Annotated in this window: 21 protein-coding genes and 2 tRNA genes; 17 read left to right on the top strand and 6 right to left on the bottom strand. The window is 68.6% G+C overall.

Going from position 1 to position 21939, the window contains the following annotated elements; all coding sequences use genetic code 11:
- Positions 1 to 10: 10 nt before the first annotated feature.
- The 4 genes from OCGS_RS10040 to OCGS_RS10025 all read left to right on the top strand — a co-directional run bounded on the left by OCGS_RS10040 (position 11) and on the right by OCGS_RS10025 (position 4231).
- On the top strand, positions 11 to 394 hold the full coding sequence (locus OCGS_RS10040) for a rhodanese-like domain-containing protein (RefSeq protein ID WP_007427131.1): 384 nt from the start codon (positions 11 to 13) through the stop codon (positions 392 to 394).
- A gap of 148 nt (positions 395 to 542) precedes the next feature.
- Complete coding sequence (locus tag OCGS_RS10035; protein ID WP_007427130.1) at positions 543 to 1709, top strand: phosphoserine transaminase; 1167 nt, start codon at positions 543 to 545, stop codon at positions 1707 to 1709.
- 85 nt (positions 1710 to 1794) lie between these two features.
- The gene (serA, locus tag OCGS_RS10030; protein WP_007427129.1) at positions 1795 to 3387 is read left to right on the top strand and encodes a phosphoglycerate dehydrogenase; all 1593 of its coding nucleotides are present in this window, start codon (positions 1795 to 1797) and stop codon (positions 3385 to 3387) included.
- Between the two features lie 52 nt (positions 3388 to 3439).
- Positions 3440 to 4231 carry a metallophosphoesterase gene (locus OCGS_RS10025; RefSeq protein ID WP_007427128.1) on the top strand — a complete coding sequence of 264 codons (792 nt, stop codon included), beginning with the start codon at positions 3440 to 3442 and terminating at the stop codon, positions 4229 to 4231.
- Here OCGS_RS10025 and OCGS_RS10020 read toward each other — a convergent pair whose 3' ends face one another.
- On the bottom strand, positions 4232 to 4876 hold the full coding sequence (locus OCGS_RS10020) for a ribonuclease T2 family protein (RefSeq protein ID WP_007427127.1): 645 nt from the start codon (positions 4874 to 4876) through the stop codon (positions 4232 to 4234).
- Between the two features lie 103 nt (positions 4877 to 4979).
- Between OCGS_RS10020 and OCGS_RS10015 the strand changes: the two genes are divergently transcribed.
- Positions 4980 to 5750 carry a DUF1013 domain-containing protein gene (locus OCGS_RS10015; RefSeq protein ID WP_007427126.1) on the top strand — a complete coding sequence of 257 codons (771 nt, stop codon included), beginning with the start codon at positions 4980 to 4982 and terminating at the stop codon, positions 5748 to 5750.
- Positions 5734 to 6018, top strand: a complete 285-nt coding sequence (locus tag OCGS_RS10010) for a DUF6522 family protein (protein WP_007427125.1) — start codon at positions 5734 to 5736, stop codon at positions 6016 to 6018. Before OCGS_RS10015 ends, OCGS_RS10010 begins: the two co-directional genes overlap by 17 nt.
- A 12-nt stretch (positions 6019 to 6030) precedes the next feature.
- Here the strand turns inward: OCGS_RS10010 and OCGS_RS10005 are convergent, their stop codons facing one another.
- The 4 genes from OCGS_RS10005 to OCGS_RS09990 form a co-directional block, all read right to left on the bottom strand.
- Complete coding sequence (locus tag OCGS_RS10005; protein ID WP_007427124.1) at positions 6031 to 7098, bottom strand: Mrp/NBP35 family ATP-binding protein; 1068 nt, start codon at positions 7096 to 7098, stop codon at positions 6031 to 6033.
- A gap of 75 nt (positions 7099 to 7173) precedes the next feature.
- On the bottom strand, positions 7174 to 9069 hold the full coding sequence (locus OCGS_RS10000) for an acyl-CoA synthetase (RefSeq protein WP_007427123.1): 1896 nt from the start codon (positions 9067 to 9069) through the stop codon (positions 7174 to 7176).
- Between the two features lie 117 nt (positions 9070 to 9186).
- On the bottom strand, positions 9187 to 10971 hold the full coding sequence (locus tag OCGS_RS09995; protein ID WP_007427122.1) for an ABC transporter transmembrane domain-containing protein: 1785 nt from the start codon (positions 10969 to 10971) through the stop codon (positions 9187 to 9189).
- Positions 10972 to 11120: 149 nt separating this feature from the next.
- A tRNA-Gly gene (locus OCGS_RS09990) sits at positions 11121 to 11194 on the bottom strand.
- Positions 11195 to 11251: 57 nt separating this feature from the next.
- Here OCGS_RS09990 and cls point away from each other — a divergent pair.
- The 5 genes from cls to OCGS_RS09965 all read left to right on the top strand — a co-directional run bounded on the left by cls (position 11252) and on the right by OCGS_RS09965 (position 15329).
- On the top strand, positions 11252 to 12643 hold the full coding sequence (gene cls, locus OCGS_RS09985; RefSeq protein WP_007427121.1) for a cardiolipin synthase: 1392 nt from the start codon (positions 11252 to 11254) through the stop codon (positions 12641 to 12643).
- Positions 12643 to 13332 (top strand): endonuclease/exonuclease/phosphatase family protein, encoded by a 690-nt coding sequence (locus OCGS_RS09980; RefSeq protein WP_007427120.1) that lies wholly within the window; start codon positions 12643 to 12645, stop codon positions 13330 to 13332. Before cls ends, OCGS_RS09980 begins: the two co-directional genes overlap by 1 nt.
- Before the next feature lie 57 nt (positions 13333 to 13389).
- Positions 13390 to 13479, top strand: a tRNA-Ser gene (locus OCGS_RS09975).
- Positions 13480 to 13542: 63 nt separating this feature from the next.
- Positions 13543 to 14745, top strand: a complete 1203-nt coding sequence (locus tag OCGS_RS09970) for a glutathionylspermidine synthase family protein (RefSeq protein WP_007427119.1) — start codon at positions 13543 to 13545, stop codon at positions 14743 to 14745.
- 20 nt (positions 14746 to 14765) lie between these two features.
- Positions 14766 to 15329, top strand: a complete 564-nt coding sequence (locus OCGS_RS09965) for a DUF1190 domain-containing protein (protein ID WP_007427118.1) — start codon at positions 14766 to 14768, stop codon at positions 15327 to 15329.
- A gap of 2 nt (positions 15330 to 15331) precedes the next feature.
- Here the strand turns inward: OCGS_RS09965 and OCGS_RS09960 are convergent, their stop codons facing one another.
- On the bottom strand, positions 15332 to 16240 hold the full coding sequence (locus OCGS_RS09960; protein WP_007427117.1) for an AEC family transporter: 909 nt from the start codon (positions 16238 to 16240) through the stop codon (positions 15332 to 15334).
- A gap of 171 nt (positions 16241 to 16411) precedes the next feature.
- Here OCGS_RS09960 and OCGS_RS09955 point away from each other — a divergent pair, with 171 nt between their 5' ends.
- From OCGS_RS09955 to OCGS_RS09930, 6 genes are all read left to right on the top strand, one after another.
- Positions 16412 to 17884 (top strand): PQQ-dependent sugar dehydrogenase, encoded by a 1473-nt coding sequence (locus tag OCGS_RS09955; protein WP_007427116.1) that lies wholly within the window; start codon positions 16412 to 16414, stop codon positions 17882 to 17884.
- Between the two features lie 81 nt (positions 17885 to 17965).
- Complete coding sequence (locus OCGS_RS09950; RefSeq protein ID WP_007427115.1) at positions 17966 to 18319, top strand: CidA/LrgA family protein; 354 nt, start codon at positions 17966 to 17968, stop codon at positions 18317 to 18319.
- On the top strand, positions 18312 to 19028 hold the full coding sequence (locus OCGS_RS09945; RefSeq protein ID WP_007427114.1) for an LrgB family protein: 717 nt from the start codon (positions 18312 to 18314) through the stop codon (positions 19026 to 19028). Before OCGS_RS09950 ends, OCGS_RS09945 begins: the two co-directional genes overlap by 8 nt.
- A 42-nt stretch (positions 19029 to 19070) precedes the next feature.
- Positions 19071 to 20003 carry an aldo/keto reductase gene (locus tag OCGS_RS09940; protein ID WP_007427113.1) on the top strand — a complete coding sequence of 311 codons (933 nt, stop codon included), beginning with the start codon at positions 19071 to 19073 and terminating at the stop codon, positions 20001 to 20003.
- Between the two features lie 25 nt (positions 20004 to 20028).
- Complete coding sequence (locus OCGS_RS09935) at positions 20029 to 21099, top strand: NAD(P)/FAD-dependent oxidoreductase (RefSeq protein WP_007427112.1); 1071 nt, start codon at positions 20029 to 20031, stop codon at positions 21097 to 21099.
- Positions 21096 to 21938, top strand: a complete 843-nt coding sequence (locus tag OCGS_RS09930; protein ID WP_007427111.1) for an NmrA family NAD(P)-binding protein — start codon at positions 21096 to 21098, stop codon at positions 21936 to 21938. Before OCGS_RS09935 ends, OCGS_RS09930 begins: the two co-directional genes overlap by 4 nt.
- The last annotated feature ends 1 nt before the right edge of the window (position 21939 follow it).

Here is a 21939-nt window from a genome sequence, read left to right as displayed (position 1 = left end):
GGAACCCGACATGACCGTGACCCTCAAGGCCCTTCTCGACGACGCCCGCTCGAACGTGACGCAGATCGACGCGGCCGAGGCCCGCCGCCGCGCCGACGAGGACGGCGCGCTGCTGCTCGACGTGCGCGACCCGTCCGAGGTCGCCCAGTCCGGCAAGGCGTCGGGCGCGCTGAACGTCTCGCGCGGGATGCTCGAATTCCGGGCCGATCCCGCCTCGCCCTACTATAACGACGCCCTGCGTCCCGACCGCCCGGTGATTCTCTATTGCGCCTCGGGCGGACGCGCGGTGCTGGCCGCGCGCACCCTGATCGAGATGGGCTATACCGACGTGTCCAGCATGGGCGGCTTCAAGGATTATGCCGAAGCCGGGCTTGCCTGCGACGCGCCGGCCTGACCCTTCATCTTTCCACAAATACCCATACCCGCCCTCATCCGGCACAATCCTTCGCAACTTCCGCTTGCGGCGGTCACATCCCGCCGCTAGATCGGTCGGCGGGACACCCTTCCCCAACGAAGGGCATATATCTGCAAGGATACCACCGATGACCGACCCCATTCCGGCCCGGCGGCCGGACCTGAAGCCGCGCAATCCGCGCTTCTCCTCCGGCCCCTGCGCCAAGCCCCCCGCCTTCTCGCTCGACGCCCTCGGCGATGCCCCTCTGGGCCGGTCGCACCGCGCCGCCATTGGCAAGGCCCGCCTCGCCGCCGCCATCGATCAGACGCGCGATCTGCTGCGGCTTCCCGACGATTACCGTCTCGGCATCGTGCCCGCCTCGGATACCGGCGCGTTCGAAATGGCGATGTGGACGATGCTGGGCCAGCGGCCCGTCGAAATGGTCGCGTGGGAAAGCTTCGGCGCGGGCTGGGTCACGGATGCGGTCAAGCAGCTTCGGCTGGATGCACGCACCCATACCGCCGATTACGGCGATATCGTCGATATGGCGGCCCTCGATTACGACCGCGACGTGTGCTTCACTTGGAACGGCACCACCAGCGGCGTGCGGATGCCGGACGGCGACGCGATCCCGGCGGATCGCGGCGGCCTGACGCTCTGCGATGCCACATCCGCCGCCTTCGCCCAGCCGCTGCCCTGGGACAAGCTCGATGTCGTCACCTTCAGTTGGCAGAAGGTCATGGGCGGCGAGGCCGCGCACGGCATGCTGGTCCTGTCGCCCCGTGCCGTCGAACGGCTGGAATCCTATACTCCCGCCTGGCCCCTGCCCAAGATCTTCCGCCTGACGAAAGGCGGCAAGCTGATCGAAGGCATCTTCCGCGGCGAAACCATCAACACCCCTTCGATGCTCTGCGTCGAGGATTGGTTGCAGGCCCTCGCCTGGGGCCGGTCGGTGGGCGGGTTGCGCGGCCTTTTCGACCGTGCCGATTCCAACGCGCGGATCGTCTGGGATTTCTGCGAAGGCCGTGACTGGATCGCCAACCTCGCCGCCGATCCGGCGACGCGCTCGAACACGTCCGTGTGCCTGACCTTCACCGACCCCGCCGTCGCGGGCGACGCGGCCTTCGCCAAGGCGGTGGCCAAGCGGCTCGAATCCGAAGGCGTCGCCTATGACGTGGGCAGCTACCGCGACGCCCCGCCGGGCCTGCGGGTCTGGTGCGGCGCGACGGTCGAGGCCGACGATCTGGCGGCGCTGATGCCGTGGATCGAATGGGCCTATCGCACCGAACGCGCGGCCCTGGCCACGGCCGCCTGAAACGTACATTTCGGCGGGCGAAATGTACAAGTTGTACGTTTCGCCCGTCCGCCCCCGACATTTCATTCTTGAAGGAGTGCCCCCGATGGCCCCCAAAGTGCTGGTCAGCGATGCGCTGTCCGAAACCGCCGTGCAGATCTTCCGCGACCGCGGCATCGACGTGACGTTCGAGCCGAAACTGGGCAAGGACAAGGACCGCCTTGCCGAAATCATCGGCGAATATGACGGCCTCGCCATCCGCTCGGCCACCAAGGTCACGGCCAAGTTGCTGGAAAACGCAAGCAATCTCAAGGTCGTGGGCCGGGCGGGCATCGGCGTGGACAATGTCGATCTGACCGCCGCGTCCAAGAAAGGGGTCATCGTGATGAACACGCCTTTCGGCAATTCCATCACTACCGCCGAACACGCGATCAGTCTGATGATGGCCGTCGCCCGCCAGATCCCCGAAGCCAACGCGTCGACCCATGCCGGAAAATGGGAAAAATCCCGCTTCATGGGGGTCGAGCTGACCGGCAAGACCCTGGGCGTCATCGGCGCCGGCAATATCGGCTCCATCGTCATCGACCGGGCGCTGGGGCTGCGGATGAAGGTGCTGGCCTACGACCCCTATCTGAGCGAGGAGCGCGCCGTGCAACTTGGCGTGCGGAAAGTCAAGCTGCCGGAACTGCTCGAGAATTCCGATTTCGTCACCCTGCATGTCCCGCTGACCGACAAGACCCGCAACATCCTGTCGGCCGAAAACATCGCCCGTCTCAAGCCCGGCGCCCGCGTCATCAACTGCGCGCGCGGTGGCCTGGTCGATGAACAGGCTTTGGCCGATGCGCTGAAATCCGGGCACGTCGCCGGCGCCGCCTTCGATGTCTTCGCCGAAGAACCGGCCACCGCCTCCCCGCTTTTCAACCTGCCGGGCGTCGTCGTTACCCCCCACCTGGGCGCCGCCACCACCGAGGCGCAGGAGAATGTCGCCCTGCAAGTCGCTGAACAGATGGCGGATTATCTGCTGACCGGCGCCGTCAGCAACGCGTTGAACATGCCCAACGTCACCGCCGAGGAGGCGAAGGTGATGGGGCCGTGGCTGAAGCTGGCCGAACATCTGGGCGCCTTCGCCGGGCAGATGACCGAGGAACCGATCGTCGCCGTCAACGTGCTTTACGACGGCGCGGTGGCCGAGATGAACACCGCCGCCCTCAACGCCGCCGCGGTGGCCGGCCTGATGCAGGCCAGCAATCCCGACGTGAACATGGTCAGCGCCCCCGTCATGGCCCGCGAACGCGGCATCGACCTGTCCACCACGACGCAGGAAAAGACAGGCGTCTTCGACGCTTACATCAAGATCACCGTCACTACCGAGGATCGCGAAAGGTCGATCGCCGGCACCGTCTTCAGCGATGGCAAGCCCCGTTTCATCCAGATCAAGGGCATCAACATCGACGCCGAGATCGGCGCGCATATGCTCTATACGACCAATCAGGACCGTGCGGGCATCATCGGAACGCTGGGGCAGACGATGGGCGAAAACGGCGTGAACATCGCCAATTTCACGCTTGGCCGGGCCGAGCGCGGCAAGGATGCCATCGCGCTTCTCTATCTCGACGACCAGCCCCCGCCCGAGGTTCTGGCCAAGCTGGAAGCGACCGGCATGTTCCAGGCCGTGCGTCCGCTGCGCTTCGCCATGTGACGGCTGGCATCGCGTTCCCCATGCGGTATGACGGGCGCATGGGGGACGCGGGATGATCTATGCCATCGGCGACATACACGGCCAGGCGGCCGCGCTCGACCGCGCATTGGCGCTGATCGAGACGGATGGCGGACCGGATGCGCCTGTCGTCTTCCTGGGCGACTATACCGACCGCGGCCCCGACAGCCGCGGCGTGTTGGATCGCCTGATCGACGGGCGCGATGCGGGCCGCCCGTGGCGGTTCGTCATGGGCAATCACGACCGCATGTTCCTGCGCTTCGTCACCGACGGCGCGCAGAACGACGACCGCATCAAATCCGGCCTGTCGTGGATGAACCGCCGGCTGGGCGGCACGACGACGCTTGCCTCCTATGGATTGCGGTCGCGCGAAGGGGCGGCGTTCCTTCATACGAACAATGGCGGCCGCGAAACGCTGTCGTCCTACGACATCGACGGCCGCCGCCTGGGCCCGCAGGAACTGGTCATCGCCGCGCGCGAGGCGGTGCCCGAGGCCCATATCCAGTTTCTGGCGACGCTGGATCTCTGGGTGGCGGACGGCCCGTTGCTGTTCGTTCATGCAGGGCTGCGCCCCGGTATCCCGATTGAACGTCAGGATCCCGACGATCTGCTGTGGATCCGCCAGGGCTGGCTGGAAGATACGCGCGATCACGGTCCGCTGGTCGTGCATGGCCATACCGCGCTGGACCATCCGCGGCATTACGGCAACCGGGTCAACCTCGACGGCGGGGCGGGATATGGCAATCCGCTGGTGCCGGTCGTCTTCGAGGGACGCGAAAGCTGGACGCTGACGCCGCGGGGCCGCGTGCCGCTGCGGCCCGACTAGCTAGCGCACCGGGTCGAGCAGCGCGTCGGTCATCCGGCAATCGCGGATTGCATCGTTTCCGCAAGTGCGGGGCGTCAGGCCGTCGCGGGAGAGGCAAATCCGCGCTTCGGCAATGCGCCCGCCCTTGCAGGTGATCGTCACCGCATCGGCAAAAAGCGCGGGATTGGCCGTCATAAATGCCTCCTCGACCACGCTTGCGGGCATCCTCAGGGGCCGTTCCATCTGCCGGAAGACCGCTGGGCGGGCGATGGCGTCGTAAGCCTGCCGCGCCAGGCCGAAATATTCGTCAGCGGCGACACCCGCACAGCGACCATGCTTTTTCCATTGATACCAGGCAGCGCCGCCGTCGCCCATGATGTCGGCCATCGCACCCGTCTCGGCGCGGGTGGGATCGCGCTGATCGGTCGCGCAATATTCCGGCCAGCCGCGCTCGTATTGCGGCCAAAGACCGTGCAGGACCCACCCCGCGCTTCGGTTGCATTGCTCCGCACCGCGCGCGTCGCCTTCCAGCGCGCACCATGTCGGCTGCCAAGACAGCGCCAGGATCCAGTAGTCGAAGACGCCCGCATCGTCGGCCTTGGCCGGCCCCACGGCCAGCAAAAGCAGCGCCAGCGCAATTCCGGTTTTTGCTTTCCCTCGGGCCATCGCGGGATTATACGGGATCCGAGTTCCCCGACAATGCGGACTTGGCCCGGCTTCCGGGTCGCCCCTCACCGGGCGGCGGGGAAGATATGTGAAGGAGCTTTCTATGGCCGACAAACCGATCATGGCCAAGGCCACCGCGGTCTGGCTGGTGGACAATACCACGCTGACCTTCAAGCAGGTCGCCGATTTCTGCGGCATGCACGAGCTTGAGGTTCAGGGCATCGCCGACGGCGACGTGGCCACGGGCGTCAAGGGGTTCGATCCCGTCGCCAACAACCAGTTGACCCAGGACGAGATCGAGCGCGGCGAAGCGGACCCCGCCTACAAGCTGAAGCTGAAATTCAACGCGGCCGCCGTGGGCGAGGAAAAGCGCCGCGGCCCGCGCTATACGCCGTTGTCCAAGCGGCAGGACCGCCCGGCCGCGATCCTGTGGCTGGTCAAGTTCCACCCCGAGCTGGCCGATGCCCAGATCGCCCGCCTGATCGGCACGACCAAGCCGACGATCCAGGCGATCCGCGAACGCACGCACTGGAACATCAACCATCTCGAACCGATCGACCCCGTGGCGCTGGGGCTTTGCAAGCAGTCGGAACTGGATCAGGCGGTGCAGAAGGCCGCCGCCAAGAAGCTGCGCGAAGGCGGGGTGATGACCGACGACGAACGGCGCAAGCTGGTCTCGACCGAACAAAGTTTGGCCGCCGGACCCGAATCGCGCATTCCCTCGGCCATCTCGGAGCTTGGAACGTTCACCCTTTCCACCACGGGCGAGGAATTGAAGGAAGATACCCGCGACGTGCGCGACGCCGACAGCTTCTTCAATCTGCCCGACACGCATGAAGGCGTGGACGACGACCCGGATGACGACGACGCCTGATCCCCACGACGCGGCCCGCATCGAACGGGCGGACGGGCGCATCGTCGTGCCCGCCGAATTGCTGGCCGCGGCCTTCGACCTTGCCCCGGCGGATGTGCCCGACCTGATGCGAACGGGGCGGATCACCAGCATGGCCGAAGACGGGCAGGACGAGGATGCCGGCCGCTTTCGCGTCACCTTCTGGTATGCGAATCGGTCGGTCCGCTATACCTGCGCCGCGGACGGCACGATCGTCAGCCGCGTCTCGACCGATACCGGACGCGGCTGAGGCGATCCGCGGTCAGGCGACCCCGTCCGCGACCAGCCGGCGGGCCAGTTGACGAAAGACCTGCGCGGCAGGATGGTCGGGCTGCGACACGACGATGGGCGCGCCGCCATCGCTGGCGCGCCGCACGTCCAGATGCAGCGGGATCTCGGCCAGCAGCGGAACGCCAAGCCTTTCCGCCTCGGCGGCGACGCCGCCATGCCCGAAGATGTGTTCCTCGTGTCCGCAATTGGAGCAGACATGGGTGCTCATGTTCTCGATCATGCCGAGGATCGGGGTCTTCAGCTTGCCGAACATGTCGATCCCCTTGCGCGCGTCGATCAGCGCCACGTCCTGCGGGGTGCTGACGATGATCGCGCCGTCCAGATGCGCCTTCTGCGCCAGCGTCATCGACACGTCGCCGGTGCCGGGCGGCAGATCGACGATCAGCACGTCCAGATCGCCCCATTGAACCTGAAGCAGCATCTGCTGCAACGCCCCCATCAGCATCGGGCCGCGCCAGACGACCGCCTGCCCCTCGTCCAGCATCAGGCCCATCGACATCATCGTGACGCCGAAATTGCGCATCGGCAGGATGGTCTTGCCGTCCGGCGAGGCCGGTCGTCCGCTGACGCCCAGCATCCGCGGCTGCGAGGGACCGTAGACATCGGCATCCAGCAGCCCGGTCCGGCGCCCTTCCAGCGCCAGCGCGCAGGCAAGGTTGGCGCTGACCGTGGACTTGCCGACACCGCCCTTGCCCGAGGCGACGGCGATCAGATGCTTGACGCCGGGAATACGGGCGGGCCCGCCGGGCGGAGTCGCGCGCCGCGGCTTCAGTTCGGGCGGCGGGGCCTTTTCGCTGTGCGCTGTCAGCAGGACCGACACCTTGCCGATGCCGGGCAGCGCACGCACCCGCGCTTCGGCCTGCGCGCGGACAGGTTCGTAGGCAGGGGCCCGATCCGGCGCGACCTCCATCACGAACCGGACCGCATCGCCCTCAATCGTCAGGGCGCGGACGATGCCCGATGTCACGATGTCCTGACCGTCCACCGGGTCGGCCACGTCGCGCAGCGCCTCGACCACCGCATCGCGGGTGATTGCCATTGTGCCGGTCTCCTTCGTCGTGGGCGCTGAGGGGCAGCTAGGGCCGCCCGCGCCCGTGCGCAAGCAGGCCCCGCGTCAGGACGGAGTGCCGTCGCGCCATTCCCAGGGCCGGGTGAAAGTGCCCAGCACAGCCGCCACCGCCGCATCCTCGACCGGGCCGCTGCGTTCCAGCCGCGCGACCAGCCCGCGCTTCTTGTCCTCGACAACCTCGGCCACGCGCGCGGGCAGTCCCGCATCGCTCAGCGCCGCATCGTAGACACGACCGATGGCGCGCTTGCGAAGATCGGGCTTGAAGACCTTGCCGACAGCGGTTTTCGGCAGCTCGTCCAGAACCTCGACATGCTTGGGCCATGCCGCGCGTTCGGCCACCTTGTCGCGGGCATAGGCCATCAGTTCGTCCGGCGTGACGCTGGCGCCCTCGACCAGTTCGACATAGGCGCAGGGCAGTTCGCCGGCATGGGCGTCGGGCTGGCCGATGGCCCCGACGATGGCGACGGACGGATGGCCCGACAAAGCCTCCTCGATCTGGGCGGGGTCGATGTTGTGACCACCGCGAATGATCAGATCCTTGGCGCGTCCGGTGATCCACAGATAGCCGTCCGCGTCGATCCGCCCCAGATCGCCGGTCCGCAGATAGACGTCGTGATGGAACAACCGATGGTTCTTGTCGGCTTCGGTATAGGTCGAACCGGGGATGACGCCGGGGCTGGAGACGCAGATCTCGCCCACCTCGTCCACGCCGCAGGCTTCTGGCCCATCCTGGGTATCGCGCAGGATGCGCACCTCGGTATAGGGGAACGGCAGGCCGACCGATCCGATCTTCTTGGTGCCGGCGGGCGGGTTTATCGACACGAGGCAGGTCGCCTCGGTCAGGCCATAGCCCTCGCAGATGGTGACGCCCGCCGCCTGCTCGAACCGCTTGTATAACTCGACCGGCAGCGGCGACGACCCGCAGAAGGCCAACCGCAGTTTCGAGATGTCGGCGTTCACCGGTCGCTGCATCAGCGCGGACACGGCCGTCGGCACGGTGATCATGAAGGTCGCGCCATAGCGTTCGCAAAGCTTCCAGAAATTGTCGAACACCCCCTCGCCGCGATAGCCGGCGGGCGTGGGAAAGACCACATGCGCGCCCGATCCCAGGGACGCGCCCAGGGACACGACGGCGGCGAAGACATGGAACAGCGGCAGCGGGCACATCTGCACGTCGCGTTCGGTGAACAGCAGCCGCGACCCCAGCCACGCGTTATAGATGATGCCGGAATAGCGGTGCTGCGCGACCTTGGGCATCCCCGTGGTGCCGCCGGTATGGAAATGCGTGCAGACACGGTCGGCGGTCGCATCCGCGAAGGTCAGGGTGCGCGGCTGGGCGGCGACCAGCTTGGCGAAGGAATGGACCTGCGCATCGTGCGTCACCTTCACCTTGGGCCGGATCAGCGGCACGATCAGCTTTTTCGCCCCCGTCAGATAGCGGTGCAGATCGACCTCGACCACATGCCTGACGCCGGGGGCCAGCGCCACCGCCTCGGTCGCCTTCTGCGCCACGTCCGTCTTGGGAAACGCGCGCAGCGTCACCAGCACCTTGGCATCCGTCTCGCGCAGGATGGCCGCGATCTGGGCGGATTCCAGCAGCGGGTTGATCGGATTGACGACGCCGGCCACCATGCCGCCCACATAGGTCAGAACCGTCTCGGTGCAGTTGGGCAGAAGGAAGGCGACGGTATCGCCCTCTCCCACCCCCAAGGCGCGCAGCATGTTGGCGGTCTGGGCCACCTGAACGCGCAAATCGTTCCATGTCAGCGTTTCGGCCTTGTCCGTCGGACCCGAGAAGAGCTGATAGGTGATCGCGGGGCGCGGGCCGTGGGCGTCCGCGGTCCGCTGGATCATCTGCCAGACGGTCTTGGGCAGGTCGCGGTCGGCGAAGGGCATCTCCTTCTCGATGGCCTCGCGGTCGGCGAGCGTTGCATAGGTCATCCCGAATCCTCCCTGGCCCGTCTGCTGCGGGTCTTGCATCACGCCGTCAGCATCGGTGCCGAAGGACGCGCGTGGCAAGTCTGACGCTGCGCCAACTGGACGCAAGCGCAATCGGGATTATTCGGCCGCCATGCCCGCGGTGAATTGCAACCGCGCCAGCCGCGCATAAAGCCCGCCCTGCGCCACCAGCGCATCATGCGTGCCCGAGGCGACGATGCGCCCCTCCTCGAAGACAAGGATGCGGTCGGCCTTTTTCACCGTGGCCAGCCGGTGCGCCACGATCAGCGTCGTGCGGCCCTGCGCCAGCCGTTCCACGGCGATCTGCACCGCCTGCTCCGATTCCGCGTCCAGCGCCGATGTCGCCTCGTCCAGCAGCAACACGGGCGCGTCGCGCAGGATGGCGCGGGCGATGGCGATGCGCTGCTTCTGGCCCCCGGACAGCATCACGCCGCGTTCGCCGACATAGGTGTCGTAACCGTCGGGAAGGGCTGACAGAAACTCGTGCGCCGCCGCGGCGCGCGCGGCCTGTTCCACCTCGGCATCGGTGGCATCGGGGCGGCCGAAACGGATGTTGTCGCGGGCCGAGGCGGCGAAGATCACCGAATCCTGCGGCACCAGCGCGATATTACGGCGGAACTCGGACCGGGCCATGTCGCGCAGGTCGATGCCGTCCAGTGTGATGCGACCGCTGTCGGGGTCGTAAAAGCGCAGCAGAAGCTGGATGATCGTCGTCTTGCCCGCCCCCGAAGGCCCGACCAGCGCCACCGTCTCGCCCGGCGTCACGTCAAGCGAGACGCCGTTCAGCGCCGCCGTGCCGGGACGCGCCGGATAGTGGAAGGTGACGTCGCGAAACGCGATGGCCCCCTTGACGGGAACGGGCAGAGCGCGCGGTTCCGGACTGTCATCGACAGTATCCTGCGCTTCCAGCAGCTCGACCAGACGTTCGGTGGCGCCGGCGGCGCGTTGCAATTCGCCCCAGATCTCGGACAGGGCGGCGACCGCACCCGCCACCATCACGGCGTAGATGACGAACTGCACCAGCTCGCCCACGCTCATCAGGTCGGCTCGGACGTCGCGGGCGCCGATCCAGAGAACGCCGACAACGCCTGCAAACACCAGTAAGATAACGATAACCGTCATCGCCGCGCGCACGGCGATCCGGCGGCGGGCGCTGTCGAAGGCGCGTTCGGTCACGGTGCCGAAGGCCGCGCGCGAGATCGTCTCGTGCGTGAAGGCCTGCACCGTCTGCACCGCGCCCAGAGCCTCGGACGCGTTGCCGGACGAATTGGCGATCCAGTCCTGATTCTCGCGCCCCAGCACCCGCAGGCGACGGCCCAGGACAATGATCGGCACGATGACGGCGGGGACGATCAACAGGACCAGCACCGTCAGCTTGACCGACGTGAACATCAGCAAGGCCAGACCGCCGATCAATATCAACAGGTTACGCAACGCGATCGACACTGACGAACCGATGACCGAGAGGATCAGCGTGGTGTCGGTGGTGATGCGGCTGAGAACCTCGCCGGTCATGATGCGTTCGTAGAAGGTGGGGGACATGCCGATCACGCGGTCGAAAACCGCCTTGCGGATGTCGGCCACGACCCGTTCGCCGAGGCGCGTCACCAGGTAGTAGCGCAGGCCGGTTCCCACCGCCATGAGCGCCGCAATCCCCAATGCAGCAAGGAAATAACTGTCGAGAAGCTGGGTGGATTCGGTGTCGAAGCCGTCAACGACGCGGCGGACGGCGAGCGGCAGGATCAGGGCGACGCAGGCGGTCAGCACCAGGGCGAGCCCCGCGGCGACGACCAAGCGGCGATAGGGTCTGAGGAACGGGGCCAGGGCCGCCAAGGCCCCGACACGTCTGGACTTTTCGCGTTCCTCGGTGTCTTTTCGTGCCATGTCGTGCCCCCAGCGCCGCCCGGCGCGTTCTATGGCGCGGCGCCACGGGCGGCAAGCGCCGGGACCGCCGGGAAGGCAATAAGAATACCGTAAGAATCCTGTGGGAGTCTCGTAAGACCCCACGCGCGCCGCCGCAGCGGCGAAAGGTCTGGAGCGGGCGACGGGAATCGAACCCGTATCATCAGCTTGGAAGGCTGAGGTCTTACCATTACACAACGCCCGCGCAGGGGCGGAAATAGACCGCCCCGCATCGTGACGCAAGACGGATCGGACCCGGACATTGACGCTTCTTCTGGTGCTATCGCAAATCCTGCTGGTGCTGGCCGGCACGGCGGTGGCCTTCGCGGCGCTGAAGGCCGCGCGCACGCCGCAGGGCGCGTCGGCCTGGGTCGTGTTCCTGGTGTCCTTCCCGCATCTGGCGATCATCGCCTTTCTGCTGTTCGGGCGCGTCGGCTTTACCCGGATGGTGCGCCGGCGGCGCGCATCGGACGCGGCGGCCCTGCACAAGGCGGAGGAGGATGCCCGCCACGGCATCCGCCCCCGGCTGGAGACGTTCGCGCGCATCGCCGACGACAATGCGGCCGGGCCGAACGGCGTGAAGGTACTGATCGACGGCGACGCGACCTTCGCCGCCATCTTCGACGCCATCGCCGCCGCGCGAACTTACGTGCTGGTGCAGACCTACATCCTGCGCGACGACGCGCTGGGCCGGCGGCTGCGCGACGCGCTGCTGGCGGCCGAGGCGCGCGGGGTGACGACCAAGCTGCTTTACGACCGCGTGGGCTGCATCGCCCTGCCCCGCGCCTTCGTCGAGAACCTGCGCCGGGGCGGCGTCGCCGTCGAGGAGGTGCGCGGCACCCGCAGATGGCTGACCCGGCTGTCGGTCAATTTCCGCAACCACCGCAAGATCGTCGTCGTGGACGGCAAGGTGGGGTTTCTGGGCGGGCTGAACATGGCGCAGGAATATGTCGATGGCGGCAGCGCCTTCGACCGGTGGCGCGATACGCATCTGCGGATCGAGGGGCCGCTGGTCGTCCAACTCGAGCGGGTGTTCGAACGGGACTGGTTCTGGACCACGGGCCACCGCATCGTCGCGCCGCACCGCACCGACCCGCCCGAGGGCGCGACCGCCTGGGGCGTGATCCTGCCCAGCGGACCGTCCGACGCCATCGAGCGCGGATCGCTTTTCCTGTGCGGGATGTGCGGCGAGGCGCGCAGCAGGCTCTGGCTGGCCTCGCCCTATCTGGTGCCCGACAACGATCTGGTGACGGCGCTGCAACTGGCCGCCCTGCGCGGCGTCGATGTGCGCATCCTGGTGCCCGCCCGGGCCGATCACCGTCTTCCCTGGATCGCCGCGCGTTCCTATTTCGACGATCTGCGCCGCACCGGCGTGCGGATCTTCGAATACAAGCCCGGTTTCATGCACCAGAAAGTTATCCTGGCCGATCACGACCTCGTTTCCATCGGCAGCGTTAACCTGGACGTGCGGTCGGCGATGATCAACTTCGAGGTGACGGCGGTGATGGAGGACGGGGATTTGGGCCAGACGGTGAACGACATGCTGGAACGCGATTTCGCGCAGGCGCGGGAAGTCACCCAGTGGCTGAAGGACGCGCCGGCCTGGCTGCGCGTCGCGGCCCCGGTGGCGCGTCTGTTCGCGCCGGTGATCTGATGCGCCTGCGGCTTTGCAGCTACAACATCCGCAAGGCGGTCGGCCTCGACTGGCGGCGCGACCCCGAACGCGTGCTGTCGATCCTGCGCGATATCCGCCCCGACATCGCCGTCTTGCAGGAGGCCGACCGCCGCCTGGGGCCGCGCCACAGCGTGCTGCCCGCGCAGATGGTGGCGGAACTGACCGGCCTTGTGCCCGTGGTGACGCCCGGCAGCGAGGTCAGCATGGGCTGGCACGGCAACGCGCTGCTGATGCGGCCGGGCATCGACCTGATCGGCCTGGACGGGCTTGTCCTGCCGGGGCTGGAGCCGCGCGGCGCGCTGATCGCCGATGTCGATGTTGGCGGCGCGCATCTGGCGCTGGCGGCGGTGCATCTGGGGCTGCGGCGGGCGAACCGCCTGATCCAGCTCGACACCGTGGTCGAGCGGCTGAAGGAGACCCGCGCCTCGGCCCGGCTGATCGCGGGCGACTGGAACGAATGGCGCGCCAACGGCGTGCCGTCGCTGGGCGAGGATTACCGCATCCTGACCCCCGGCCCCAGCTTTCACGCGCGCGCGCCGATGGCGGCGCTGGACCGGGTGGCGATCTCGGGGCGGATTCGCGAACGGTCGATGAGCGTCTGGACCGAGGGCGCCGCGCGCATCGCGTCCGATCACCTGCCCATCGTGGTCGATCTTCACCTGGACTGACGCGGCGCCGCGATGGCCCCTTGTCCTTGCCGCGCGCCCGAGGCTATACCCCGCCTCGGAGACGTGGCCGAGTGGTCGAAGGCACGCCCCTGCTAAGGGCGCAGACGGGAAACCGTCTCGAGGGTTCGAATCCCTTCGTCTCCGCCACCCGCTGCCCTTGCAACCCGTGCATCCCATCGCCCTATATGTCCGTGAACGGCGGGGGTGGGGATGCGGAAGGTTTCGGGGGTCGAGCGGGCGGACTGGAAGGACCGGGCCGAGGCGGCGGGGTTCGTGTTTCACACGATGCATGGCGAGCCCTATTGGGACGAGACCAGCGCCTATGCCTTCGGCCTGGAGGAGATCGAGACGCGGCTCGAGGATCCCTCGACCGAGTTGCACGGCATGGCGCGCGAGGCTGTCGCGCGGATCGCGGGGGACGAGGCGCTGATGGCGCGTCTGGGCATCCCCGAGGCGCATATGGAGTTCGTCGCCCGGTCGTGGCGGGACGGCGAGGCCGAGCTTTATGGCCGGATGGATCTGGCCTATGACGGCGGCGGGCCGGCCAAGCTGCTGGAATACAACGCCGACACGCCCACATCGCTTTACGAGGCGGGGCATTTTCAGTGGGATTGGCTGGAAGGTGCGCGCGAGGCGGGGACGATCCCCGAGGGCGCGGATCAGTTGAACCGTTTGCAAGAGGCGCTGTCCGAGCGGTTCGCCGCCATCTGCGCGCCGGGCGATCAGCTTCATTTCGCCGCCACCGCCGGCAATGCCGAGGATTACGCCAATGTCGAGACGCTGGCCTATGCCGCGCGCGATGCCGGGCTGGGGGCGCATTACGTCGATATGGGGGCCATCGGCATCGACCCCGAGGGGCGGCTGGTGGACGGCGAGGCGCGGGTGATCGGCACGCTGTTCAAGCTTTATCCCTGGGAGGATTTCCTGCGCGACGAGGCGGCCGATGCGCTGGCCCGGTCGGGCACGCGCTTCATCGAGCCGCCGTGGAAGGCGCTGGTGTCGAACAAGGGCATCCTTGCCGTTCTGTGGGAGATGTTCGAGGGGCATCCGAACCTGCTGGCGAGCTTTTTCGCCGACGATGCGGAGCGGGGGACGCCCGCCTGGGACCGGGCGGTGGCGGCGGGGCAGTTCGCGCACGGCACGGTGCGCAAGCCGCTCTTCTCGCGCGAGGGGGCGGGCGTGCGGATCGTGGGCGCGGACGGCGTGGCCGTCGAGGCGTCGGCGCGGCCGGCGGGCGACGCGCGGCCGGGCGTCGTGCAGGCCTATGCGCCGCTGCCCGAGATGGACGGCTTCCGCCCCGTCATGGGAACGTGGATCGTCGGCGAGGTCTGCGTCGCTCTGGGCATCCGCGAGGATCGGTCGCGGATCACGCAGGATCTGAGCCGGTTCAAGCCGCACTATATAGAGCCGTGAGACCATCGAAAGGATCCGACATGAAATCATCGGCACCTCACCGCCTGGTCCTACTGGGGGCGGCCAGCGCGCTGGCCCTGGCGGGTTGCCGCGAGGAACAGGCGGAAATCGTCGTTTTCGACGATCCGGCCACCTGCGAGGCGAGCGGCATCGAGCCCGACATCTGCGCCGAGCAATACGCCGAGGCGCTGGCCGAACATGCCGAGACCGCGCCGCGCTATGACGCCATTGACGTCTGCGAAGAACAGCATGGCGAGGGGGCGTGCGTCGCGGATGCCGCCAGCGGCAGCGGCGGCGGGTCGATCTTCATGCCGCTGATGGCGGGGTATCTGATGGGGCAGTTGCTGTCGGGGCGCGGGATGGGGTCGCGCGCGCTGGTGCCGACGGCCGGATCGGGATTCGCCACCACCGACGGGGGAACGCGGGCGGCGGGGTTGTCGGGGCGGGGCAGCGTCGCGGCGTCGTCCCTGACGACGCAGGCCGCCAGCACCCGCAACGCGCCGCCGCTGACCCGGTCCACCGTCGCCCGCAGCGGCGGCTTCGGCGCGTCGCGCACCTCGGGCGGCTTCGGCGCGGGGGGCTAGGGTCAGCGGGTCGTGAGGACCAGCAGCACCAGCGGGATCGTCAGGATCGCGGCCAGCGTCTGCGAGGTGACGAGGCCCGCCATGAACGGCCCGTCACCGTTCATCTGCCGCGTCAGGATATAGGCCGAGGGGGCGGTGGGCACGGCCGAGAAGACCACCAGCACCAGCGTTTCCACCCCCGACAGCCCGAACAGCCGGGCCGAGAGCGCCGCCAGAGCGGGCATCAGCAAAAGGCGCGCGAAGCCGTTGGTCCCGAGGCCCGCAATGTCGGCGCGCAGGGCTGTCGGTTGCAGCGCGGCGCCGACGCACAGAAGGCCCAACGGCAGGCTGCCCTGCCCCATCAGCGTCAGCAGCGCCCCCGTGCCCAGCGGCGTGCCGATGCCGGTGACGGCCAGCGCGAAACCGAACAGGCACGCAAGGATCAGCGGGTTGCGGAACACGGATTTCAGCAGGCTCAGCGCCCCGTGTCCGTCGCCCGGCGTCCTTAGCGCCTGGATCGCCAGCACGTTGACCAGCGGCACAGCGACGGCGAGATAGATCGCCGCCCGCTCGACCCCTTCGGACCCGGCCAGCATCGTGACGACGGCAAGCGCAAGATAGGTGTTGAAGCGGATCACGCCCTGAAGGACCGGGCCGAACCGGGCGGCGGGCATGGGGCGCAGGCGGCGCAGGGCGGTCACGCAACCGGCGGCGAAAAGGATCGTCGCCATCGCGGCGGCCCCCAGCCGCAGAACCTGCGGATCGCGCACCGGCGCGTCCGCGAGGCCCGAGATCAGCAAGGCGGGGAACAGGACGAAATAGTTCAGCCGCTCGGCCGCGGGCCAGAAATCCGCCGAAGGGACGCCTCGGCGCGACAGGACATGGCCGAGGCAGATCAGGGCGAAGATCGGCCAGATGGTGATCAACAGCATGGATGCCCGCCCTTCCGCCCTGCCCGGCCGTGGATTGGGCGGGCCTGCGGGGGCTGTCAATAGCGACGACCGGGCCGCGCCCATGGCCGGGTGCGGCGGATGGAGGCGGCGATGGACCCCGGACGGCCCTGCGGCATTGACCGTCAGTTGCGATCTTCAAAGGAGCGTTCGATGCCCAGTTTCCGCCTGACCGCCACCGCCATCGTCGCGGCGCTTGCCTCTCCGGGGTTCGGGTACGCGCAGGACGCCACCGAAGGGCAGACCAGCCCCGCCCCCAGCGACGCGGAAATCGTCACATCGGACAGCCAGGGCGGCGGTGCGGACGACAGCCCGGCCGGCGACGATGTTATCAGCGCCATCTCGGCCAGCCCCGAACAGGATCAGGCGGTCGGCCAGCGGTTCCGCGTCGATCTGTCGGACCTGCCGCAGCCCTATGAGGGGCCGCCCGTCGCCAATGCGCCGCTGCGCGCGACCGAGGTGCCGCGAGAGCTGTCGCTGCCCGGCGGGTTCAACGCGACCCTGTTCGCCAAGGGGCTTGAAAAGCCCCGCCAGGGTCATGTCCTGCCCAACGGCGATCTGCTGGTTTCCATGCAGGAAGGCGGCTATATCACGCTGCTGCGCGACACGGACGGCGACGGCGAGGCCGACATCATCTCGCGCGCGTTCGAGCCGTTCACCGCGCCCTATGGCATCACCCACCGCGACTGGACCGGCGAGGGCGATTTCGACACCGAGATCCTGATCGCCGATCTGGAAGGCATCTGGTCGCAACCCTACAAGAGCCCCAACATCCGCAATGTGGGCGCGCGCAGCCAGACCGTGGACGAAACGCCGGTCGAGAACCGCAAGCCGCTGTTCGACTTTTCGGGCCAAAGCCTGCTGACCGAAAGCGGGGTCTTCGGCGCGATGAACGGCCATGTGAACCGGGATATCGAGATCGGGCCGGACGGGCGGCTTTATGTCGGCGTGGGCTCGATGGGCAATATCGCCGTGGAGCCGGACCCCAAGGCCACCATCCAGAGCTTCGCCGCGGACGGGTCGGACCAGAGGACGCTGGTGACGGGCGTGCGCAACCCTGCGGGCCTGGATGTGCATCCCGATACGGGCGAGGTTTTCGCCGTGGTGCAGGAACGGGACGGCGCGGGCGACAATCTGGTGCCCGATTACCTGATCCGCGTGGACGAGGGCGAATTCTTCGGCTGGCCCTACAGCTATATGGGCAGCAATCCGCAGCCCGGTTTCGCGCAGCTTGCCCCCGACCTGGTGGACAGCGCCGAGGTGCCCGACCTGCTGTTCAACCCCCATTCGGCGGCGATGGACCTGGCGTTCTATGAAGGCGAGATGTTCCCCGAGCGGTTCCGCGACGGGGCGTTCGTGGCGCTGAAGGGATCGTGGAACCGGACGCAGCCCACCGGCTACAAGGTGGTGTTCGTGCCCTTCTCGGACGGGATGCCCGAAGGCACCTACGAGAACTTCCTGACCGGGTTCTGGTCGCGCGGCACCGACCGGGCCGAGGTCTGGGGCCGGCCCGCCGACGTGACGGTGGCCCCCGACGGCGCGCTTTACGTCATCGACGATACCGGCGGGACGGTCTGGCGGATCACCTATGACGATACCGGCCTGCAAGGCGCCGAAGAGAACTGACGCCTGCGACTTGCGCGTCACGACCGCCCCCTTGCATGATGCGGGGGGCGGTTCTTTCGTTCGGGTGGGGTTGAGGCCGCAATGGTCCATGCGTTTCTGGCGCTGCTGATCTGCCAGCTTGCGGGCGAGGCGCTGACGCGCGCCGCCGGCCTGCCCGTGCCCGGCCCCGTCGCGGGGATGCTGCTGATGCTGGCGCTGATCCGGTTGTCGGCGCGGATGCGCGACCTGCTGCGTCCGGTCGCCGAGACGATCCTGGCGCATCTGTCGCTGCTGTTCGTGCCGGCGGGGGTCGGGGTGATGGGGCATATGACGACGCTGGGATCGCAGACCATGGCCATCGCCGCCGCCATCGTCGGATCGACCGTGCTGGCCATCGCGGCGGGGGCGCTGACATTCGTGCTGGTCGCGCGGCTGACGGGGTCGGGCGATGACTAGCCTCGCCGACTTCTGGAGCTATCTGTCCGAAGGGCCGCTGGTATGGCTGACGGCGACGCTGCTGGCCTATGCCATCGGGGATGCGTGCTTTCGCGGATCGGGGCGGGTGCCGCTGGTCAACCCGGTGCTGGTCGCGGTGGCGCTGCTGGCGGGGCTGCTTTTCGTGACGCGGACCGACTATCCCACCTATTTCGAGGGCGCGAAGTTTGTGCATTTCCTGCTGGGTCCGGCGACGGTCGCGCTGGCGCTGCCGCTTTACGACAATCTGGGGCGTCTGCGGCGCGCCCTGCTGCCGGTGCTGGCGGCCTTGCTGGCGGGGTCGCTGACGGCGGCGCTGTCGGCGCTGGCCATCGCGCGGGCCTTCGGGGTCGGCGACACGCTGCTGGCATCGCTTGCGCCCAAATCCGCGACGGCGCCGGTGGCCATCGGCATCGCCGAACGCATCGGCGGATCGCCCACGCTGACCGCCGTGCTGGTCATCCTGACCGGCATCACAGGCGCGGTGGTGGCGACCCCGCTGCTGAACCTTCTGCGCATCAGGGACTGGCGGGCGCGCGGCTTTGCGCTGGGGGTGGCCAGCCACGGCATCGGCACCGCGCGCGCGTTCCAGGTGAACCGGACGGCGGGGGCCTTCGCGGGGCTGGGGATGGCGATGAACGCGCTGGCCACGGCGATCCTGGCGCCGGCGATCCTTCCGCTGTTCCTTTGAGCGCCGCTTTCCATTGGCGGCGGGGGCTGGCATGATCGGGCGATGAACGCGATCACCACCCTTTCGGGCGCGCCGTTGTCGCGCCTCTGCTTCGGCGCGATGCAGTTCGGTGGCGCCGCCGACGCATCCGCCAGCCGCGCGATGTTCGAGGCGTGCCGCGCGGCCGGGATCAATGCCTTCGACACGGCCCATGTCTATACCGGCGGGCGGTCCGAGGAGATTCTGGGCGCGCTGACCGGCGCGGCGCGGGACGACATCGCCATCGCCACCAAGGTCGATTTCCAGGCCGGCAACGCGCCCGAGACGATCCGGCGCAGCGCCGACACATCCGCGCGGCGGCTGGGGGTGGATGTGATCGACATCCTTTATCTGCACCGCTGGGACGCGGCGACGCCGCTTGCGGACAGCATCGCCGCGCTGGCCGATCTGCAACGACAGGGGCGGGTGCGCTATCTGGGGGTGTCGAACTTCGCCGCGTGGCAGGTGATGAAGGCGCAGGCCGTCGCCGCTGCCCACGGCACGCGGATCGACATGATCCAGCCCATGTACAACCTGGTGAAGCGGCAGACCGAGGTCGAGCTGTTTCCGATGTGCCTGTCCGAAGGCATCGCCGCCCTGCCCTATTCGCCCTTGGGCGGCGGATTGCTGAGCGGCAAGTATTCGGCGGGCGGCAGCGGGCGGATCACCGAGGACGACCGCTATGCGGCGCGATACCGGCCCGACTGGATGCACCGCGCCGCCGCCGATCTGGCGACGCTGGCGATGCAGGCGGACGCCCATCCCGCCACGCTGGCGGTGGCCTGGGCGATGCGGCACCCCGCCGTCACCGCGCCGATCGTCAGCGCGCGGTCGGCCGAACAGCTTGCCCCGTCGCTGGCGGCGCTGGACTTCGGCATGGACGATGCGCTCTGTGCCCGGATCAGCGCGCTCGGCCATGCCCCTCCGCCCGCGACGGACCGGCTGGAAGAGGTATAGCGCCCGCGCGGCAAGGAGAAGCGTCATGGATATGGACATCGTCATCGTCGGCGGCGGGATCGCCGGCATCTCGGCGGCCGCGGCACTGGCGCCGCAGGCATCGGTGACGCTGCTGGAGGCCGAACAGGGGCTGGCCTACCACGCGTCTGGCCGGTCGGCCGCGATGTTCATCCGCGGCTATGGCAACGCCACCATCCGCGAGATGAACGCCATCAGCGCCGACGAGCATCGCGAGGCCGACGTTCTGATGCCGCGCCCGGTGATGCTGGTCGCCAAGGACGACATGGCCGACGCGTTCGAGCGCGACCTGGCCGAACTGGGCATGGACCGCATCGGCCCCGACGAGGCGCGCGCGCTGCTGCCGATCCTGGCGCCCGACGTGACGCTGGCCGCGGCCGAGCACGGATCGGCCGATATCGACACCGATCTTCTCGTGCAGCACTATCGCCGCATCGCCATGGCGGCGGATGCCCGCATCGTCACCGGATCGCGGATCACCGACATTTCGCGCGAGGACGGCGCCTGGGTGCTGCGCTGGCCCGGCGGCGAGGTGCGCGCGCGCCATCTGGTCAATGCCGCCGGCGCCTGGGCGGACGAAACCGCGCGGCTGGCGGGGGCGACGCCGCTAGGCCTGCAACCCTATCGGCGGTCGATGGCGCGGATCGCAGGACCGGGCGGACGCGACACGCGGGCCTGGCCCTTCTGCTTTTCGGCGGGCGAGGCGTGGTATTGCAAGCCCGATGCCGGGGCGCTGCTGGTTTCGCCCGGCGAGGAGGATCCGATGGATCCCTTCGATGCCTGGCCCGACGACATGGTGCTGGCCGAGGGGCTGGCGCGTTACGAGGAACACGTGACCGAACCCGTCACGCGGCCCATCGCCACATGGGCGGGGCTGCGCACCTTCGCCCCCGACCGCACGCCGGTCATCGGCCCCGATCCCGAAACGCCGGATTTCTGGTGGCTGGCGGGGCAAGGCGGCTATGGCTTCCAGATCGCGCCGGCGGCGGCGCGGGTGCTGAAGGGGGTGATGAATGGCGGGGCGTCGGACCTGGCGTCGCTGACCGCCTCGCTGTCGCCCCGCCGCCTGGCGGGATGATCGCCGTCATGGGGGCGACGGGGCGCGCGGGCGGCGCGGTGCTGGCCGCCCTGCCCCCCGGCAGCGCCGCCGTGGCCCTGTCGCGGACGGGCGGCGCGGTGGCGGGGCGACCCGGTCGCCGGTTCGACATCGCCGATCCGGGCAGCTTCGACGCGGCGCTTGAAGGGGCGCAGGCGCTGTTCGCGATGCGCCCGCCGCAGGTGACGGGCGGGCGGCCCTTCCGCGCATTGATCGGCGCGGCCCGCCGGGCGGGCGTCAAGCGCGTCGTATGCATGAGCGTGCATGGCGCGGGACGGACGCGCATCCTGCCCCATCACGCGATGGAGGCCGAGATCACACGCGGCGGCATCCCCTGGACGCTGCTGCGGCCCGCCGATTTCATGCAGAACCTGCAAGGGCCGCTGGCCGGCGGCATCCTGCGGCGATCCGAGATCGCGGTGCCGGCGGGGCGCGGGCGGTCGGCCTTTGTCGATGTGGGCGATGTGGGACGCGCGGCGGTCGCGGCGCTGGACGAGCCTGCGACCGTCGGGCGCGCCTTCGACCTGACCGGGCCGAAGGCGCTGACCTTCGACGCGGTGGCGGCGATCCTGACGCGGCATCTGAACCGGCGCATCGTCTATCGCCCGGTCGGCATCGCCCGGTTCGTCGCCGAAAACCTGGCGCAAGGGCGGCCCGCGGGCATGACCGCGGTGATGGCCGCGCTTTACACCGTGCAGCGGCTGGGCCGCGCCGCGCCGGTTTCGCCGGATTTCCAGGGGCTGACCGGACGGCCCGCGACCTCTTTCGATGCCTATGTCGCCGCGAACCGCGCCGACTGGCTGACCGATCAAAAGGACTGAC

This window comes from Oceaniovalibus guishaninsula JLT2003 (assembly GCF_000299575.1).
In the GTDB taxonomy this organism is placed as follows: domain Bacteria; phylum Pseudomonadota; class Alphaproteobacteria; order Rhodobacterales; family Rhodobacteraceae; genus Palleronia; species Palleronia guishaninsula.
This window is presented reverse-complemented; position numbering and strand designations above follow the sequence as displayed.

Coding starts and splice junctions, on each gene's coding strand:
- OCGS_RS10040 (WP_007427131.1), top strand. CDS start 11: ATGACCGTGACCCTCAAGGCCCTTCTCGACGACGCCCGCTCGAACGTG.
- OCGS_RS10035 (WP_007427130.1), top strand. CDS start 543: ATGACCGACCCCATTCCGGCCCGGCGGCCGGACCTGAAGCCGCGCAAT.
- serA (WP_007427129.1), top strand. CDS start 1,795: ATGGCCCCCAAAGTGCTGGTCAGCGATGCGCTGTCCGAAACCGCCGTG.
- OCGS_RS10025 (WP_007427128.1), top strand. CDS start 3,440: ATGATCTATGCCATCGGCGACATACACGGCCAGGCGGCCGCGCTCGAC.
- OCGS_RS10020 (WP_007427127.1), bottom strand. CDS start 4,876: ATGGCCCGAGGGAAAGCAAAAACCGGAATTGCGCTGGCGCTGCTTTTG.
- OCGS_RS10015 (WP_007427126.1), top strand. CDS start 4,980: ATGGCCGACAAACCGATCATGGCCAAGGCCACCGCGGTCTGGCTGGTG.
- OCGS_RS10010 (WP_007427125.1), top strand. CDS start 5,734: ATGACGACGACGCCTGATCCCCACGACGCGGCCCGCATCGAACGGGCG.
- OCGS_RS10005 (WP_007427124.1), bottom strand. CDS start 7,098: ATGGCAATCACCCGCGATGCGGTGGTCGAGGCGCTGCGCGACGTGGCC.
- OCGS_RS10000 (WP_007427123.1), bottom strand. CDS start 9,069: ATGACCTATGCAACGCTCGCCGACCGCGAGGCCATCGAGAAGGAGATG.
- OCGS_RS09995 (WP_007427122.1), bottom strand. CDS start 10,971: ATGGCACGAAAAGACACCGAGGAACGCGAAAAGTCCAGACGTGTCGGG.
- OCGS_RS09980 (WP_007427120.1), top strand. CDS start 12,643: ATGCGCCTGCGGCTTTGCAGCTACAACATCCGCAAGGCGGTCGGCCTC.
- OCGS_RS09970 (WP_007427119.1), top strand. CDS start 13,543: ATGCGGAAGGTTTCGGGGGTCGAGCGGGCGGACTGGAAGGACCGGGCC.
- OCGS_RS09965 (WP_007427118.1), top strand. CDS start 14,766: ATGAAATCATCGGCACCTCACCGCCTGGTCCTACTGGGGGCGGCCAGC.
- OCGS_RS09960 (WP_007427117.1), bottom strand. CDS start 16,240: ATGCTGTTGATCACCATCTGGCCGATCTTCGCCCTGATCTGCCTCGGC.
- OCGS_RS09955 (WP_007427116.1), top strand. CDS start 16,412: ATGCCCAGTTTCCGCCTGACCGCCACCGCCATCGTCGCGGCGCTTGCC.
- OCGS_RS09950 (WP_007427115.1), top strand. CDS start 17,966: ATGGTCCATGCGTTTCTGGCGCTGCTGATCTGCCAGCTTGCGGGCGAG.
- OCGS_RS09945 (WP_007427114.1), top strand. CDS start 18,312: ATGACTAGCCTCGCCGACTTCTGGAGCTATCTGTCCGAAGGGCCGCTG.
- OCGS_RS09940 (WP_007427113.1), top strand. CDS start 19,071: ATGAACGCGATCACCACCCTTTCGGGCGCGCCGTTGTCGCGCCTCTGC.
- OCGS_RS09935 (WP_007427112.1), top strand. CDS start 20,029: ATGGATATGGACATCGTCATCGTCGGCGGCGGGATCGCCGGCATCTCG.
- OCGS_RS09930 (WP_007427111.1), top strand. CDS start 21,096: ATGATCGCCGTCATGGGGGCGACGGGGCGCGCGGGCGGCGCGGTGCTG.